Source organism: Mycolicibacterium vaccae NBRC 14118 = CIP 105934 (assembly GCF_001552715.1).
Taxonomy (GTDB): Bacteria; Actinomycetota; Actinomycetes; order Mycobacteriales; family Mycobacteriaceae; genus Mycobacterium; species Mycobacterium vaccae.
Genome location: NZ_BCRS01000029.1, coordinates 1 through 13,978, shown reverse-complemented (window position 1 = coordinate 13,978; position 13,978 = coordinate 1). Strand labels below are relative to the sequence as shown.

The 13,978-nt window shown below is 67.3% G+C and carries 14 protein-coding genes and 1 pseudogene; 12 read left to right on the top strand and 3 right to left on the bottom strand.

Annotated features, from left to right (window positions below; translation table 11 throughout):
• Positions 1-150: 150 nt before the first annotated feature.
• From MVA01S_RS08245 to MVA01S_RS08205, 9 genes are all read left to right on the top strand, one after another.
• Positions 151-1,641, top strand: coding sequence for a sugar transferase (locus tag MVA01S_RS08245; protein WP_060941572.1), 1,491 nt, complete (start codon positions 151-153; stop codon positions 1,639-1,641).
• Positions 1,642-1,761: 120 nt separating this feature from the next.
• Positions 1,762-2,817 (top strand): GDP-mannose 4,6-dehydratase, encoded by a 1,056-nt coding sequence (gmd, locus tag MVA01S_RS08240; protein WP_003929397.1) that lies wholly within the window; start codon positions 1,762-1,764, stop codon positions 2,815-2,817.
• On the top strand, positions 2,814-3,788 hold the full coding sequence (locus tag MVA01S_RS08235; protein ID WP_003929398.1) for a GDP-L-fucose synthase family protein: 975 nt from the start codon (positions 2,814-2,816) through the stop codon (positions 3,786-3,788). Before gmd ends, MVA01S_RS08235 begins: the two co-directional genes overlap by 4 nt.
• 208 nt (positions 3,789-3,996) lie before the next feature.
• Positions 3,997-4,695, top strand: coding sequence for a GAF domain-containing protein (locus MVA01S_RS08230; protein WP_003929399.1), 699 nt, complete (start codon positions 3,997-3,999; stop codon positions 4,693-4,695).
• 177 nt (positions 4,696-4,872) lie between these two features.
• Complete coding sequence (locus tag MVA01S_RS08225; protein WP_003929400.1) at positions 4,873-6,360, top strand: sugar transferase; 1,488 nt, start codon at positions 4,873-4,875, stop codon at positions 6,358-6,360.
• A 187-nt stretch (positions 6,361-6,547) separates the two neighbouring features.
• Complete coding sequence (locus MVA01S_RS08220) at positions 6,548-7,180, top strand: undecaprenyl diphosphate synthase family protein (protein ID WP_003929401.1); 633 nt, start codon at positions 6,548-6,550, stop codon at positions 7,178-7,180.
• Positions 7,181-7,186: 6 nt separating this feature from the next.
• Positions 7,187-8,584 carry an NAD(P)/FAD-dependent oxidoreductase gene (locus tag MVA01S_RS08215; RefSeq protein WP_003929402.1) on the top strand — a complete coding sequence of 466 codons (1,398 nt, stop codon included), beginning with the start codon at positions 7,187-7,189 and terminating at the stop codon, positions 8,582-8,584.
• Between the two features lie 224 nt (positions 8,585-8,808).
• A complete protein-coding gene (locus MVA01S_RS08210) occupies positions 8,809-9,327 on the top strand; it encodes a PH domain-containing protein (protein ID WP_003929403.1) in 519 nt (172 codons plus the stop codon).
• 61 nt (positions 9,328-9,388) lie between these two features.
• Positions 9,389-9,952: a YdcF family protein gene (locus tag MVA01S_RS08205; RefSeq protein WP_003929404.1), complete on the top strand. Its 564-nt coding sequence runs from the start codon at positions 9,389-9,391 to the stop codon at positions 9,950-9,952.
• Here the strand turns inward: MVA01S_RS08205 and MVA01S_RS08200 are convergent.
• Genes MVA01S_RS08200 through MVA01S_RS08190 form a run of 3 tightly spaced genes read right to left on the bottom strand, consistent with a single transcriptional unit; the run spans position 9,949 to position 11,379 of the window.
• Positions 9,949-10,305, bottom strand: coding sequence for a hypothetical protein (locus MVA01S_RS08200; RefSeq protein ID WP_003929405.1), 357 nt, complete (start codon positions 10,303-10,305; stop codon positions 9,949-9,951). The genes MVA01S_RS08205 and MVA01S_RS08200 overlap by 4 nt on opposite strands.
• Positions 10,302-10,670, bottom strand: coding sequence for a chromosome condensation protein CrcB (locus MVA01S_RS08195; RefSeq protein ID WP_051015224.1), 369 nt, complete (start codon positions 10,668-10,670; stop codon positions 10,302-10,304). Before MVA01S_RS08195 ends, MVA01S_RS08200 begins: the two co-directional genes overlap by 4 nt.
• Before the next feature lie 37 nt (positions 10,671-10,707).
• Positions 10,708-11,379 carry a GtrA family protein gene (locus MVA01S_RS08190; RefSeq protein ID WP_003929407.1) on the bottom strand — a complete coding sequence of 224 codons (672 nt, stop codon included), beginning with the start codon at positions 11,377-11,379 and terminating at the stop codon, positions 10,708-10,710.
• A 130-nt stretch (positions 11,380-11,509) separates the two neighbouring features.
• Between MVA01S_RS08190 and MVA01S_RS08185 the strand changes: the two genes are divergently transcribed.
• The 3 genes and pseudogenes from MVA01S_RS08185 to MVA01S_RS31265 form a co-directional block, all read left to right on the top strand.
• Positions 11,510-12,670, top strand: a complete 1,161-nt coding sequence (locus tag MVA01S_RS08185) for a 5-(carboxyamino)imidazole ribonucleotide synthase (RefSeq protein ID WP_003929408.1) — start codon at positions 11,510-11,512, stop codon at positions 12,668-12,670.
• Positions 12,667-13,170, top strand: coding sequence for a 5-(carboxyamino)imidazole ribonucleotide mutase (gene purE, locus MVA01S_RS08180; RefSeq protein WP_040540449.1), 504 nt, complete (start codon positions 12,667-12,669; stop codon positions 13,168-13,170). The genes MVA01S_RS08185 and purE overlap by 4 nt, the downstream gene beginning before the upstream one ends.
• Before the next feature lie 195 nt (positions 13,171-13,365).
• Positions 13,366-13,978 (top strand): annotated as a pseudogene (locus MVA01S_RS31265) (hypothetical protein); the annotation flags it as partial.

Sequence of the window (13,978 nt, the reverse complement as noted above, 5' to 3'; positions counted from 1 at the left end):
CTTAGATGGAGGGCCGTGCGTAGATGCCCGTTCATCAGGACCGTTCCGACAGGGGACGGTACACTCCCGAGTTAAGAAGCTGTTCGCCTTGAGTTAATCAAGGTGGTCGCGCTAAAGTGCCAGGTGGGGAAGAACTGTGCGGGGGGATGCATGACGGCGGTAAGTGATCAGGTCGGGACTTCAGCAAACATCGTGCCGATTCCCGGCAAAATACCTACCTGGCAACAAGGGTATGCGCTCCGTCTCGTGGCGATTGACTTGATCGGGGTGGCGGCGGCTGTTGGCCTGGCTCAGTGGGTTCGCTTCGGCGGACTCTCTGGAGAGGTCTCCACTTACCGATATATCGACTACACGATGGTGTCCGGCTTCGTCGCCGTTCTTTGGATGGTCGCTCTTTCTATCAACCGCTCTCGCTCACCGCGGGTGATCGGATCCGGCGCGGAGGAGTACCGTCGCGTCTGGCTGGCAACACTGTCGGTTTTTGGCGGTGTCGCAATCGTCTCCATGCTGTTTAAGCTCGAGATCGCCCGTGGCTATCTTGTGGTTGCGCTCCCTGCCGGGTTGCTTTTTCTAGCTTTGGGGCGCTGGATCGCGCGGCGGATAGTCGTACGCGCACGCCTTAAGCATGGAAGCTGCATCACCCGCGTATTGGTGGTAGGTAGCACGTCCGCCGTCCGCGACCTCACCAAATCGCTTGCCCGCGAGCCCGGTTCCGAGTATCAAGTGGTCGGCGCTTGCATCCCGGGACCCATGCACCGCACCAAGGTGGACGTGCCCGGTGTCGGGGCAGTGCCCTCGTACGGCGACGAATCCGATGTCGTCGACGCTGTCCGCATCACCGGCAGCCACGCCGTCGCGGTCACCGCGACTGAGCGCCTCGACGGTCGCGGCATCCGCGACCTGTCGTGGGAACTCGAGAAGCTCGACATCGACCTCCTTGTCTCACCCGGCGTCGTCGACATCGCCGGCCCGCGCCTGCAGATGCGCCCAGTCGCCGGCCTGCCGCTGATCCACGTCGAGAAGCCGCAGTACAACGGCGCCAAGCGCTTTCAGAAGCGCTTCTTCGACCTCGTGTTCTCCAGCACCGTCCTACTCGTGGGTCTGCCGGTCCTGCTCTCTGTTGCGATCGCGGTGAAGCTGACCAGCCGCGGACCGGTGTTCTACCGCCAGGAGCGCATCGGCCTCGACGGCAAGCCCTTCGAGATGATCAAGTTCCGCACCATGGTCGACGGCGCGGACAAGATGGTCGACAAGCTCGCCGCCCTCAACGAGAGCGAAGGCGGGGTGCTGTTCAAGATCCGCGAGGATCCGCGCATCACGCGGGTCGGGCGTATTTTGCGCAAGTACAGCATCGACGAGCTGCCGCAGTTCATCAACGTGTTGAAGCGTGACATGAGCGTGGTGGGCCCGCGCCCGCCGCTGGCCCGTGAGGTTCAGGCCTACGACGAGCACGCGATGAAGCGCCTCCTCGTCCGTCCCGGCATCACCGGCCTGTGGCAGGTCAGCGGACGCTCCGACCTGTCCTGGGAAGACTCGGTCCGGCTCGACCTCTTCTACGTCGAGAACTGGTCTATGGTCTCGGACCTTCTAATCGCGATCAAGACAATCAAGGTCATGCTTAGCCCCTCGGGCGCGTACTGAAATACGTCGCGTTCGGCGGTCCGCCACAGGGCCAACGAAATTCGAAGCGGTCGGTAGGCTGATAGTTCCACTGCCCGCAGCGAGGCTGCGGCTCCGCACACTGCTGGGGGAAAGAATCGTATGACCAAGCGGGCGTTGATCACTGGTATCACCGGCCAGGACGGCTCTTATCTGGCCGAATTGCTCCTCAGTAAGGGCTACGAGGTTCACGGACTGATCCGGCGCGCCTCGACCTTTAATACGTCACGTATTGACCACCTTTACGTCGACCCGCACCTGCCCGGAGCCAAGCTCTTTCTTCACTACGGCGACCTCAGCGACGGGGCCCGGCTTGTGACCCTGCTGGCCGGCATCGACCCTGACGAGGTATACAACCTCGCTGCACAGTCGCATGTGCGCGTGTCTTTTGACGAACCTGAACACACTGCCGACACCACCGGCACCGGCACGATCCGAATGCTGGAAGCCGTGCGCCTCTCGGGGATCAAGACCAGGTTCTATCAGGCGTCGTCGTCCGAACTGTACGGAGCGACACCCCCTCCCCAGAACGAGGACACCCCGTTCTATCCCCGCTCGCCCTACGCGGCAGCCAAGCTGTACAGCTACTGGATCACCAAGAACTACCGCGAGGGATACGGCATATTCGCGGTCAATGGGATCCTCTTCAACCACGAATCACCCCGCCGCGGTGAGACATTCGTGACCCGCAAGATCACCCGGGCCGTGGCCGCCATCAAGGCCGGCGTGCAGGACTACGTCTACATGGGCAACCTCGATGCGATCCGGGACTGGGGTTACGCCCCTGAGTACGTCGAGGGCATGTGGCGGATGCTCCAGGTCGATGAACCTGACGACTACGTTCTGGCTACCGGCGTGGGCATCACCGTGCGTGAGTTCCTCCAGATCGCCTTCGACCGAGCGGGTCTGAACTGGGAGGACCACGTCCGATTCGACGAACGCTATCTCCGGCCCACGGAAGTCGACGCGTTGATCGGGGACAACGCCCGTGCCCGGACCAAGCTCGGCTGGGAACCAACTGTCGACGGCCGCGAACTGGCGCGCCTGATGGTCGATGCCGACGTCGAGGCACTCGAGCACGCCGGTCGGCCCTGGATCGACCGGGTGCAACTCGACTCCTGGCGCACTCCCACCGCCGTCGCGCCGGTGACGGCATGACCGAGGAGGTCAATTACTCGCCGGGTGAACTCGACCGCAGCGCAACCTTTTACGTCGCCGGCCACCGGGGCATGGTCGGCTCCGCGATTGTCCGCAGGCTGCAGGCAGCCGGATTTGAGAACGTCGTCGGTCGAACCTCGGCCGAGCTGGACCTAAAAGACCGGGACGCCGTATTTGCCTACATGCGTGAGATCGAGCCGAAGTACGTGGTTCTTGCCGCGGCGAAAGTCGGTGGGATTCTTGCCAATAGCACTTATCCCGTCGATTTTCTCAGCGATAACCTCCGTATCCAGGTCAACGTCCTAGACGCGGCTCGCGAGGTGGGAGTGGAGCGCCTGCTGTTCCTGGGCTCCTCGTGCATCTACCCAAAGTTCGCCGAGCAGCCAATCAGGGAAGAGTCGCTACTTACCGGACACCTTGAGCCGACCAACGACGCATACGCCATCGCGAAGATCTCAGGAATCCTGCATGTGCAGGCCGTCCGCCGCCAGTACGGCCTGCCATGGATCTCAGCAATGCCGACGAATCTCTACGGACCTAACGACAACTTCTCGCCCACCGGTTCCCACGTTCTACCCGCACTTATCCGTCGCTACGACGAGGCAGCAGCGGCCGGGGCTCCGTCAGTGACAAATTGGGGGACCGGCACACCGCGGCGTGAGTTTCTGCACGCGGACGACATGGCGGATGCATGCTTCCATCTGCTCGAGCATTACGACGGCCCGGAGCAGGTCAATGTAGGGAGCGGGTCCGACGTCACCATCCGCGAGATCGCCGAGACGATCGCGTCAGCCGTCGGCTTCACCGGAGGGACCGAGTGGGACACCACCAAACCCGATGGCACACCGCAGAAGTTGCTCGATGTTTCCAAACTCGCCGAGGCCGGTTGGGTCGCGAGAATAGGCCTAGAGGAGGGCATCGACCGCACGGTCGCGTGGTACCGCGACCACGTCGGCACCCTGCGCGGATGACCGCCCGGCAGGACTCGAGGGCAGGCCGCAGGCGGCCCATCCCCGACCTGCTGATCGCCGTCAAGACGGTCAAGGCGATGCTCAGCCACTCGGGCGCGTACTGACGCAGCGAGTTGCGGCACACGCCAACAGCTCTCACGCACCGCGCGTTACCTGGCATTTTCCTACCGCACGTGTAGATCGAGCGAAATGCGGTTACCGCTAGAGGATGACCGCTCCGCTCCCACGCTTCGACGACTGGCTCAACCGCCGGCTCGACGAGTGCGCGCGCGAGGCCGGCCAGGACGTCGATGCGTACGTCGCCCGCGCCGTCGCGTCCCAGATGGTCCGCGACCTCACCCGCCGTGAGAACCCCGTCGCCGCCGAGGTCACCGGGCACCTGCCCGGCACCGTCACCGCGATCGACCGGGCCGCCGCGGTGCTCACCGATCCGCGCCGGCTGCGCGCCGTGCACGCCACGGGCCTGCTCGACTCGCCGGCCGATCCGGTCTACGACCGGATCACCTCCGCCGCCGCCCACGCCCTCGGTGCACCGTTCGCCGCACTGGCCGTGGTCGACGCCGACCGGCAGTACTTCAAGAGCTTCACCGGGCCGCGCGACGACCTCGCTCAGAGAAGGCTGACGGCGCTGGACCGCTCGTTCTCGAAGTGCGTGGTGGCCACCGGCGCACCGCTGGCCGTCGAGGACGCACGCAACCATCCGGTGTTCCGCGGCCACCCAGCCGTCCGCGACGGCTCTGTCGGCGCCTATCTCGGTAACCCGCTGGTCGATCCCGACGGCAATGCCATTGGCGCACTGTGCGTTTTCGACACCCAGCCCCGCCGCTGGGGCGCCGGCCACCGGCAGATCCTCGGCGACCTCACCGCGCTGGCCGCCGAGCTTGTCTTCGCCGCCGACACCGCCTGAGCCCGACCCCAGCCGCCACCAGCGGCCGGGAATGTCGGAGCAAACCCGGACGCCACGTTCCCATTTCCCTGCGCCAGCACTCTGGCACACATACAGTGAGCCCAGACTCTTCGGGGAAGCTGAGGGATGCAGGCGAACTTTCACACGGCGACTCATGCGCCGAGTCGTCGGCCGACGATGCCGCGCCTGACCGCGGCGGCGGTGCCGACCGTCGTCGACGTCCCCGCCGCACCGAAGGTTCTCGACAGCCTGCGCAACGAATCCGGCTACCGCACCCTCACCGTCGTCCTGGACATCTGGGCGGCCATCTGGGCGGTCGCGCTGGCCCTGTGGTGGACCAACGGGCCGGTCGCCGAACGCGGAGTTGCGCTCTGGACCTGGGTTTTCGTCCCGATCCTGATCATCGCGCTGACCACCCGGTCGATGTACAAACGCAAACTCAGCCACCGCTTCATCGACGACTTCGAACCCGTCGAGACCTCGGTCGCGGTCTCGGCGCTGGCCACCCTGGCCGTGCTGATCGCCGTGGTGCCCAAGCTCGCCGAAGACGTCGCGCCCGGCCAGTACGTACGCCCCAGCGAGGTCGGCGTGAAGCTGTGGATCTGCGCCGCGGTGCTGATCCCCGGCGTCCGACTGCTGCGCTCCCTGGCCCAGCGCTACCTGCGCCGCAAATTCAGATTCGGCTCGACCGCGCTGGTCGTCGGCAACGGTCCCGTCGCCCAGCAGCTCATCACCCGCATGCGGGAGACACCCGACTACGGATTGCGCCCCGTCGGTGTCATCGACGACACCCGCCCCTCCGACACCGACCTGCTCGATGTGCCCTACCTGGGCACCACCGACAACCTGGAAAGCGCCGTCCGCACAACCAAGTCCGAAGACCTGATCATCGCCCCGTGTGCGCTGCCCGACGAACAGCTGGCCCTGCTGGCCCAGCGCGCCCAGAACCTCGGGATGCGGGTGCGGGTGGTGCCCCGCCTGATGGACGCGGTCGGGGTGAACGCGCGCGTCGAGCACCTCGGCGGCGTCCCGCTGATGGTGCTCTACCGGGTGGACCCGCGGGGCTGGCAGTTCGCCGTCAAGCACGCGTTCGACCGCAGCGTCGCTGCTCTGGGCCTGCTGCTCATCTCGCCGCTGTTCCTCGCGCTTACGCTCGCGGTCCGGCTGAGCTCACCCGGGCCGGTGTTCTTCGGGCAGGAACGCATCGGCCGCGACGGCAACGTGTTCAAATGCCTGAAGTTCCGCAGCATGCGTCCCGCCGACCCGGCCGACGCCGGCTTCGCGCTCCAGGACGGCGCCGCTCCCGGCGGCGTCGAGGGGGAGGACCGGCGCACCCGCATCGGCAAGCTCATGCGCAAGACGTCACTGGATGAGCTGCCCCAGCTGATCAACGTGCTGCGCGGCGATATGAGCCTGGTCGGGCCCCGGCCCGAACGGCCCGAGTTCGTCGACCTGTTCGAGATGCAGATCCGGCGTTACGGTCAACGCCACCGCGTCAAGGCCGGCATGACCGGCTGGGCGCAGGTGCACGGGCTGCGCGGTCAGACCTCCATCGCCGACCGCGCGGAGTTCGACAACTACTACATTGAGAACTGGTCGCTGATCCTCGACTTCAAGATCCTGATCCTGACTGTGCTGGCGGTGCTGCGGCCGGGCGAGGACTGAACCCTCCCGCTGGCGGCAATGGCATCCGGCGTAGCCGGGTGACCGCGCATCGTTCGCTGTCCATGGGTCGAAATGATGCAGTGTCATGGGTTTCCATGTTCCATACGCAGAATTCCGTTAGCTGCGTTACCTTTGCTGAGGGAACGATCGGCAGTTGGGGGTTGTACGCGCGATGAAGCCGGCTCATGTGGGCCTGATACCCGACGGCCTACGCCGTTGGGCCCAGGCCAACGACGCCACGCTGACCGACGCGTACCGGCGCGGCGCGCACAAGGTCGTCGAGATCCTGCTCGCCCTGCAACGCAACGACGTGCAGACCGTCACCGTGTACAACCTCAGCCGCGCCAACCTGGCCCGTCCCGGCCACGAACTCGACGCGGTCTACGCCGCGTCCGCACACTTCTTCTCCACATTGATCCCCGAGCATTTCGACCCGGCCGACTGCGGCGTGCGCATCCACGGCGACCTGAGTCTGCTGCCTGAGGATCTCGCCGCGGCGGCGCGCGCGGCTCAGACCGCGATGGCCGGCGACTGCTTCCGGATCAACGTGCTGCTGGCCTACGACGCCGCCGACGAACTGCGCGCGGCCCATCAGCGGGCCCTGCGCGACGGCTGCGACATCACCGCGGCGTTCGAGATCAGCGACATCGACCTCGTCCTGCGCACCACCGCTGAACCGCTGCTGAGCGGATTCCCGCCGCTGCAGAGCCAGTATGCCCAGCTGATGTTCCTCGACACCCCGCTCAACGAGCTCACCGCGGCACACATCGACGACCTCGTCGAGCAGTACCGCACCTTCCCGCAGCGGCGGGGAAAGTAGCCCCCGGTGACGACCCGCAGACCGCTGGTCATCGGCGCCGGGCCCGCCGGCCTCACCGCCGCACTGGAATTGGTGAACAGGGGAGTGACGCCCCGGCTTTATGAGGCTTCCGCCCACGTCGGCGGCCTGGCGCGCACCCCCACCGACGGCGACTGGCGCATCGACCCCGGCGGGCACCGGTTCTTCACCCGGAGCGAAGAAGTCCTCGACATGTGGAAATCGCTGCTGGCCCACGACGAATGGCACGCCGTCGGCCGGCGCTCGGCCATGCTGGTCGGCGGACACTACGTCCGCTACCCACTCCTGGGCCGAGACCTGTTGACCCAGATGGGCGTTCGGCGCGGCATGCGCGGTCTGAGCAGCCTGATGTGGGCGCGGACCCGCCGCGGCCTCCGGCTCGTCGAACCGCCGTCGGAGAACTTCCGGCAGTGGGGCGTGGGGGAGTTCGGGCGGCACTGGTACGAGACGTTCTTCGACGGCTACGTCCGCAAGACCTGGCTGACCGAACCCGAAGAGCTGACCAGCGACTGGGCCAACCAGCGCATCAAACCGATCGGCTGGCAGCGTCGCCACGACGCGGACACCGCCGCGCAGGACGTGTTCCGCTACCCGCGCCGCGGACCCGGCCAGCTCTGGGAAGCCGCCGCGACCGCGTTGGCCGACCACGGCGCCGTCGCCGCACTGAACACCCCGGTGACCGGACTGCGCCGCACCGGCGACACCTGGACCGTCCAGCTCGCCGACGGCGCCAGCGTCACCGGCGACGCCGTGTTCTCCAGCATGCCGCTACGCCTGCTGGTCGACGCACTGGAACCCGCCCCGCCCAAGCACATTCGCGCATTCGCCGACGCGCTGCGGCACCGCTCGCTGATCACCGTCGCCGTCGCGCTGAACCGCGCCCACGACATCCCGTTCAACTGGGTGTACACGCCCGGCAAGAACTTTCACGCCGGCCGCATCCAGAACTACCGCCGATGGTCAGACGAGCTGACCCCGGCCGGCTTCGACGGCACCTTCCTGGGCTTCGAGTACTTCATCGCCCCCGACGGCGAACTGTGGCACGCCACCGACGAACACCTCACCGACCTGGTCAACCGGGATCTGCGGGCACTGGGCCTCGACGGCGCCGACATTGAACGCGTGATGATCGTGCGGTCCCAGTACGCCTACCCGATCTACGACCCGGCCCGCGACCGCAGCGTCATCCGGATCCGGGACTACCTACGGCAGCAGCATCCGTCGCTGTATCCCATGGGCCGCAACGGAATGCACCACTACGACAACCAGGACCACGCCATGCTCAGCGCGTTGCGCAGCGTCGCCCGGTGCTTCGGCGAGAACGTCGACCCCTGGCTGGTCAACACCGACCTCGGCTACCACGAGCGAGGGTTGCTGCAGAAGTAGCGGCTCAGCGCCCGAACAGCGCCGCCAGCCAGCGGCCGATCGCCGGCCGGAAACGCGGGCAGTCACATATCCCGCAGTCCGATCCAGCCCGGAAGTGCTCGTGAGCGGCACGCTCATGACCGCACCTGCAATCCACGGAGAAGAATTTACGCTGTGGTCGGCCGAACGCGGCGACGCCTCGCGAACGTGCAGCCGACTTTGCCGAACCCCAGTACAGTGCTGCCGTGGGTTACCCGGAGAACGTGCTGGCCAAAGACGAACACGTCGTGCTGCACCGCCACCCGCACTGGGGGCGGCTGATCATCCCGGCGCTGATCCTGATTCTCGCGTCGGCGGCCGCGGCGTTCCTGGCCGGCTACGTCAACACGCTGAACTGGGAGCAGACCGCCAAGAACATCGTGTTCGGCGTCATCGCCGCGATCTGGCTCATCCTCGTCGGCTGGCTGACCATCTGGCCGTTCCTGAACTGGTGGACCACCCATTTCGTCATCACCGACCGCCGCGTGATGTACCGCCACGGCCTGATCACCCGGTCGGGCATCGACATCCCGCTGGCCCGGATCAACAGCGTCGAGTTCCGGCACGGGCTCGTCGACCGCATCCTGCGCACCGGCACGCTGATCATCGAATCCGCCGCGCAGGACCCGCTGGAATTCCAGGACATCCCGCGCGTCGAGCACGTCCACTCCCTGCTCTATCACGAGGTGTTCGACACCCTCGGCACCGAGGAATCGCCGAGCTGAATCTGCGCCCGCCCGCGGGCTCACCTAGCCTGGACGAGGTGTTCGCGGGTCGGGGGAGTGGATGATCCGGCGCGGCCACCTCCTGATCCCGGTGTGGGTGGCAGCGCTGGTGGCGGTGCTGGCCTTCAACGGCGCCAGTGGCACGTTCCTGTTCGCGCACGCCAAAGTGGACCCGCTGGCCCGCGCCGACGCCATCGTCGTCCTCGGCGGCGAACACGACGGCCGCGAGAACTACGGGCTCGAACTCGCCGAGCAGGGCTACGCCCCGACGGTGCTGCTGTCGAACCCGTACCGCTCCAACGACAAGGTGATGAAGAAGGCCTGCCGGCCGCGCACCGACATCGAGGTGCTCTGCCGGGCCCCGCTGCCGTCGACCACCCGCGGCGAGGCGATGATGACCCGCGAACTCGCCGAACTGCACGGCTGGCAGAAGATCATCGTGATCAGCTGGCGCTACCACCTGCCGCGCGCCCGCCGCATCTTCGACCAGTGCCTCGCGGCGTCGCCGCGCGAGGTGATCATGCGCGACGTCCCGCGCGACTACACGTTCTCGGTGGCGCAGTGGCAGTACACCTACCTCTACCAGTACGGCGGATGGGCGAAAGCCGAGCTGATCAGCTGCTAGCGCAATTTCACGTACAGCGTGGTGCCCGCCCGCAGCGCCAGATAACCGGCCAGCGCGAACGTCGCCCCGACCGCGCAGTGCACCGCCAACCGCCGGGTGACCCGCCACATCGAGGGCAGGACCGCGTCGCCGCCCAGCCACATCGGCCGCGCCATGCTCACCGCGACCATGCTCGCCGCGGTGCCCAGCAGCCCGAACCCGACCAGCGCGGTCAACGCCTCCGGACGCGGCTGCGCACCGAACGCCCCCAGCAACGCACACACCACCGCGGTCCCGGCCAGCGGCTTGCGGGCGAACACCAGACCCAGCGCGGTGCCCGCGGCGCCGCCCAAAGCCACCAGCAGCCACGTCACCGCGCCACCGCCCGTGCCGTGAGCAGACCCAACGCGAGGCCGCCGATCGCCGCGGCCGGCGTCAGCATCAGGAACGCGATCGACAACAACGGCGGTTGACTGACCGTCAGCACCGCCCAGGCGCTCAGGCTGGCCGCCCCGGCGCACACCCCCAGCACGAAACCGGGCAGCACCGACATTGCGGCCATGGTCATCAGAAAACCGGCGACCGCGAATGCCAGCCCGACCGTGACCGTCGTGGAGATCAGCATCTGCGGGGGCTGCGGCCATGCCTGCGCGGCGGCGTACCGGATCAGCGCCCCAACCGCTCCGCCCGCGACCACGGCCCACAGGTGTGGTTGGGCACTGCGGTGTCGACCCGGCACGAAGAAACGCTATGTCTGGACCGTCGCCGCATCCCGGCTACGAGGTCCGCGACACCTTGGAATCGTCGGAATCGTCCTGACGCTGCATCCAGCGCCGGCGGCTGGGCCGCATCGGAGTGACGTTGTCAGAGTCTTCGGGGTGGCGCAGCTCGTACTCGTCTTCCAGCGCCTCGGCGATCCCGCCGCCGGTCAGCGTCGACTCCAGCGCCTTCTCCGGGTTGCGGGCGAACTCGTCAGGGAACACGAAGCGGCGGAACGCCCAGAACCGGAACGCCATCTGCAACAGGTTGCCGATGATGTAGGCCGAGACGAAGTCGGCGATGTTCTCGGTCATCAGCGAGACCATCGGCGCACGCAGCATGAACACATAGCTGGAGACCCACAGCGGCGCCATGCTCAACAACACGCCCACGCCGCTGACGCCGAAGAACAGCAGCGCCTCGTGATGCCGTTCACGGCCGCCCCGGTCGCGGAAGCTCCACTCCCGGTTCAGGATGTAGGACGCGATCACCGCGACGATGCCGGCGATGATCTTCGCCGTCACCGGCTTGGGCTCCAGAATCGTCAGCTTGAGCGTGAAGAAAATGGCAGAGTCGATCACGAACGTGGTCGCACCGACGATGGCAAACTTGATCAGCTCGTGGTGCCGTTCGGCGTAAGGACGGATCGGCCGCGGCAGGCGGCGGATTGTCGCATCGGCAAAGGACACAAAGAATGAGTTTACGTAAGCCGCTGCCGAGATGCCGCATCGCGACGTAACCGCAGGTCAATGCTGTGGCGTCGGCCATGACAACATATAGGCCGTGTCACGAAACCACGCTTCGCCGCCCGTCGTAGCAATGATCGGCGGCGGTCAGCTCGCCCGGATGACCGCCCAGGCTGCAATCGCCCTCGGCCAGACCCTGCGCGTGCTGGCCGTCCGCAGCGATGAATCCGCCGCCCAGGTCACCCCCGACGTCGTCCTCGGATCCCACACCGACCTGGACGCGCTGCAGCGGGTGGCCGCCGGCGCGACCGCGTTCACCTTCGATCACGAGCACGTGCCCACCGAGTTGCTGGACCAGCTGGTGGCCGAGGGCGTCAACGTGTTGCCGCCGCCGTCGGCGCTGGTGCACGCACAGGACAAGCTGCTGATGCGACGGCGGCTGTCGGAGCTCGGGGCCCCGGTGCCCCGCTTCTCCGCGGTGTCAACCGTTGATGACGCGGTGGCGTTCTGCGCCGAGATCGGCAGGCCCGTCGTCATCAAGACCGTGCGCGGCGGCTACGACGGCCGCGGCGTGATCATGGCCTCCACTGTTTCCGAGGTTCGCGACGTCGTCTCGCGGTACCTCGACGACGGCGTGCCGGTGATGATCGAGGAACGCGTGCAGATGCGCCGCGAGCTGGCCGCGCTGGTCGCGCGGTCACCGTTCGGGCAGGGCGCGGCCTGGCCGGTGGTCGAGACCGTTCAGCGCGACGGCATCTGCGTCACCGTGCTGGCGCCCGCCCCCGGACTGTCGGAGGAGCTGGGCACGGCCGCGTCGGAAATGGCGCTGTCGATCGCCTCGTCACTCGGCGTGGTCGGGGTGCTGGCCGTCGAACTGTTCGAGACCGCCGACGGCGGCCTGATGGTCAACGAGCTGGCGATGCGCCCTCACAACTCCGGGCACTGGACCATGGACGGCGCGCGCACCTCGCAGTTCGAGCAGCATCTGCGCGCGGTGCTCGACTACCCGCTCGGTGACACCGCCGCGCTGGCCCCGACCGTGATGGGCAACGTGCTCGGTGCGCCCGAGACGCCGACGATGTCGATGGACGAGCGCGTGCACCACCTGTTCGCGCGGATGCCCGACGCCAAAGTGCACCTGTACGGCAAGGAGGAGCGGCCCGGCCGCAAGATCGGCCACGTCAACATCGTCGGCGGGACCGAGTCGGTGGAGTCCCTGCGGGAGCGCGCCGAGCGGGCGGCACACTGGTTGTCGCACGCAGAATGGACCGACGGATGGGATCCGCACGCATGAGTTCTCCACGGGTGGGCCTGATCATGGGCAGCGACAGCGACTGGCCGGTGATGTCCGAAGCCGCCACCGCACTGGCCGAGTTCGAGGTGCCGTTCGAGGTCGGGGTGATCTCGGCGCACCGCACCCCGGCCCGCATGCTTTCCTATGCCGCCGACGCCGCGGGCCGCGGCCTCGAGGTGATCATCGCCGGGGCCGGCGGTGCGGCGCACCTGCCGGGCATGGTCGCGTCGGCGACCCCGCTGCCGGTGATCGGGGTGCCGGTGCCGCTGGCCCGACTGGACGGAATGGACTCGCTGCTGTCGATCGTGCAGATGCCGGCCGGGGTGCCGGTGGCAACCGTGTCGATCGGCGGCGCGCGCAACGCCGGGCTGCTGGCGGTGCGCATCCTCGGCGCCTCCGATGTCGCTCTGCGGGAACGGATGTCGGCGTTCCAGGCATCCCTGGAGCAGATGGTGCTGCAGAAGGACGAGGCGCTGCGGCAGAAGCTGCTGGGGGACTAGCTTCCTCTCTCGGCGGTCAATGCCGACCCGACGGGCTGTCTGCTCTGTTACGTTGCGCTGGAGCAGTCGAGCAACACAGCGCCGAAATTGCATTCCACGCGGTGAAAATCGCGAAAAACGCGCGCGGAATGCAATTTCGGCACTCGTCACGGGTGGGGGGTCACCATGTCGAAATCGTGTCGGCATCATCTGGCAGTGTTGGCGGGCAGCGCCGCGGTCCTCGGCGGTGCGGCTCTGTGGCCGTCGATGACGCCGCCGCCGGCGGTGCACCTGGTCTCGACCGAGTCGTCCCTGGAAGCTCCGGCCGACGAGGTGTGGTGGTGGCTCAACGGCGTTGCGCCGCAAGGCAGATCGACGTCCCAGCGAGCCGGTGAGAACACCGCGGCCGCCGTCCGGACGTCGTTCTGCGGACTGATCTGCAACGGCGTCGACGGCAGTGCCGAGAACCCGAACGGACAGCACGGCGGCCTGCTGTTCGGCAACGGCGGCAACGGATACTTCGGCGGTTCGGGCGGCAACGGCGGCTGGATCAGCGGCAACGGCGGCAACGCGGGCGAAGGCCTACCCGGCCAAGCCGCCCGCGACGGCGGGCGCGCGGGCCTGTTCGGCAACGGCGGCAACGGAGGCCACGCGATCTACGGCGGCGCCGGCGGAAAAGGCGGCGACGGCGGCCTGCTGATGGGCAACGGGGGACGGGGCGGCAACGGCGGACACGGGGTCGAAGGAAATCCGGGCGCGAACCCCGGCCCGACCGGACCTGCGGCAGCCGGACCGGACGGGACCAACGGCGGCAACGGCGGTCGAGGTG

Bases quoted from the DNA above. Each gene is read 5' to 3' on its own strand.
- MVA01S_RS08245 (WP_060941572.1), top strand. From the start codon at position 151: ATGACGGCGGTAAGTGATCAGGTCGGGACTTCAGCAAACATCGTGCCG.
- gmd (WP_003929397.1), top strand. From the start codon at position 1,762: ATGACCAAGCGGGCGTTGATCACTGGTATCACCGGCCAGGACGGCTCT.
- MVA01S_RS08235 (WP_003929398.1), top strand. From the start codon at position 2,814: ATGACCGAGGAGGTCAATTACTCGCCGGGTGAACTCGACCGCAGCGCA.
- MVA01S_RS08230 (WP_003929399.1), top strand. From the start codon at position 3,997: ATGACCGCTCCGCTCCCACGCTTCGACGACTGGCTCAACCGCCGGCTC.
- MVA01S_RS08225 (WP_003929400.1), top strand. From the start codon at position 4,873: ATGCCGCGCCTGACCGCGGCGGCGGTGCCGACCGTCGTCGACGTCCCC.
- MVA01S_RS08205 (WP_003929404.1), top strand. From the start codon at position 9,389: ATGATCCGGCGCGGCCACCTCCTGATCCCGGTGTGGGTGGCAGCGCTG.
- MVA01S_RS08185 (WP_003929408.1), top strand. From the start codon at position 11,510: ATGATCGGCGGCGGTCAGCTCGCCCGGATGACCGCCCAGGCTGCAATC.
- purE (WP_040540449.1), top strand. From the start codon at position 12,667: ATGAGTTCTCCACGGGTGGGCCTGATCATGGGCAGCGACAGCGACTGG.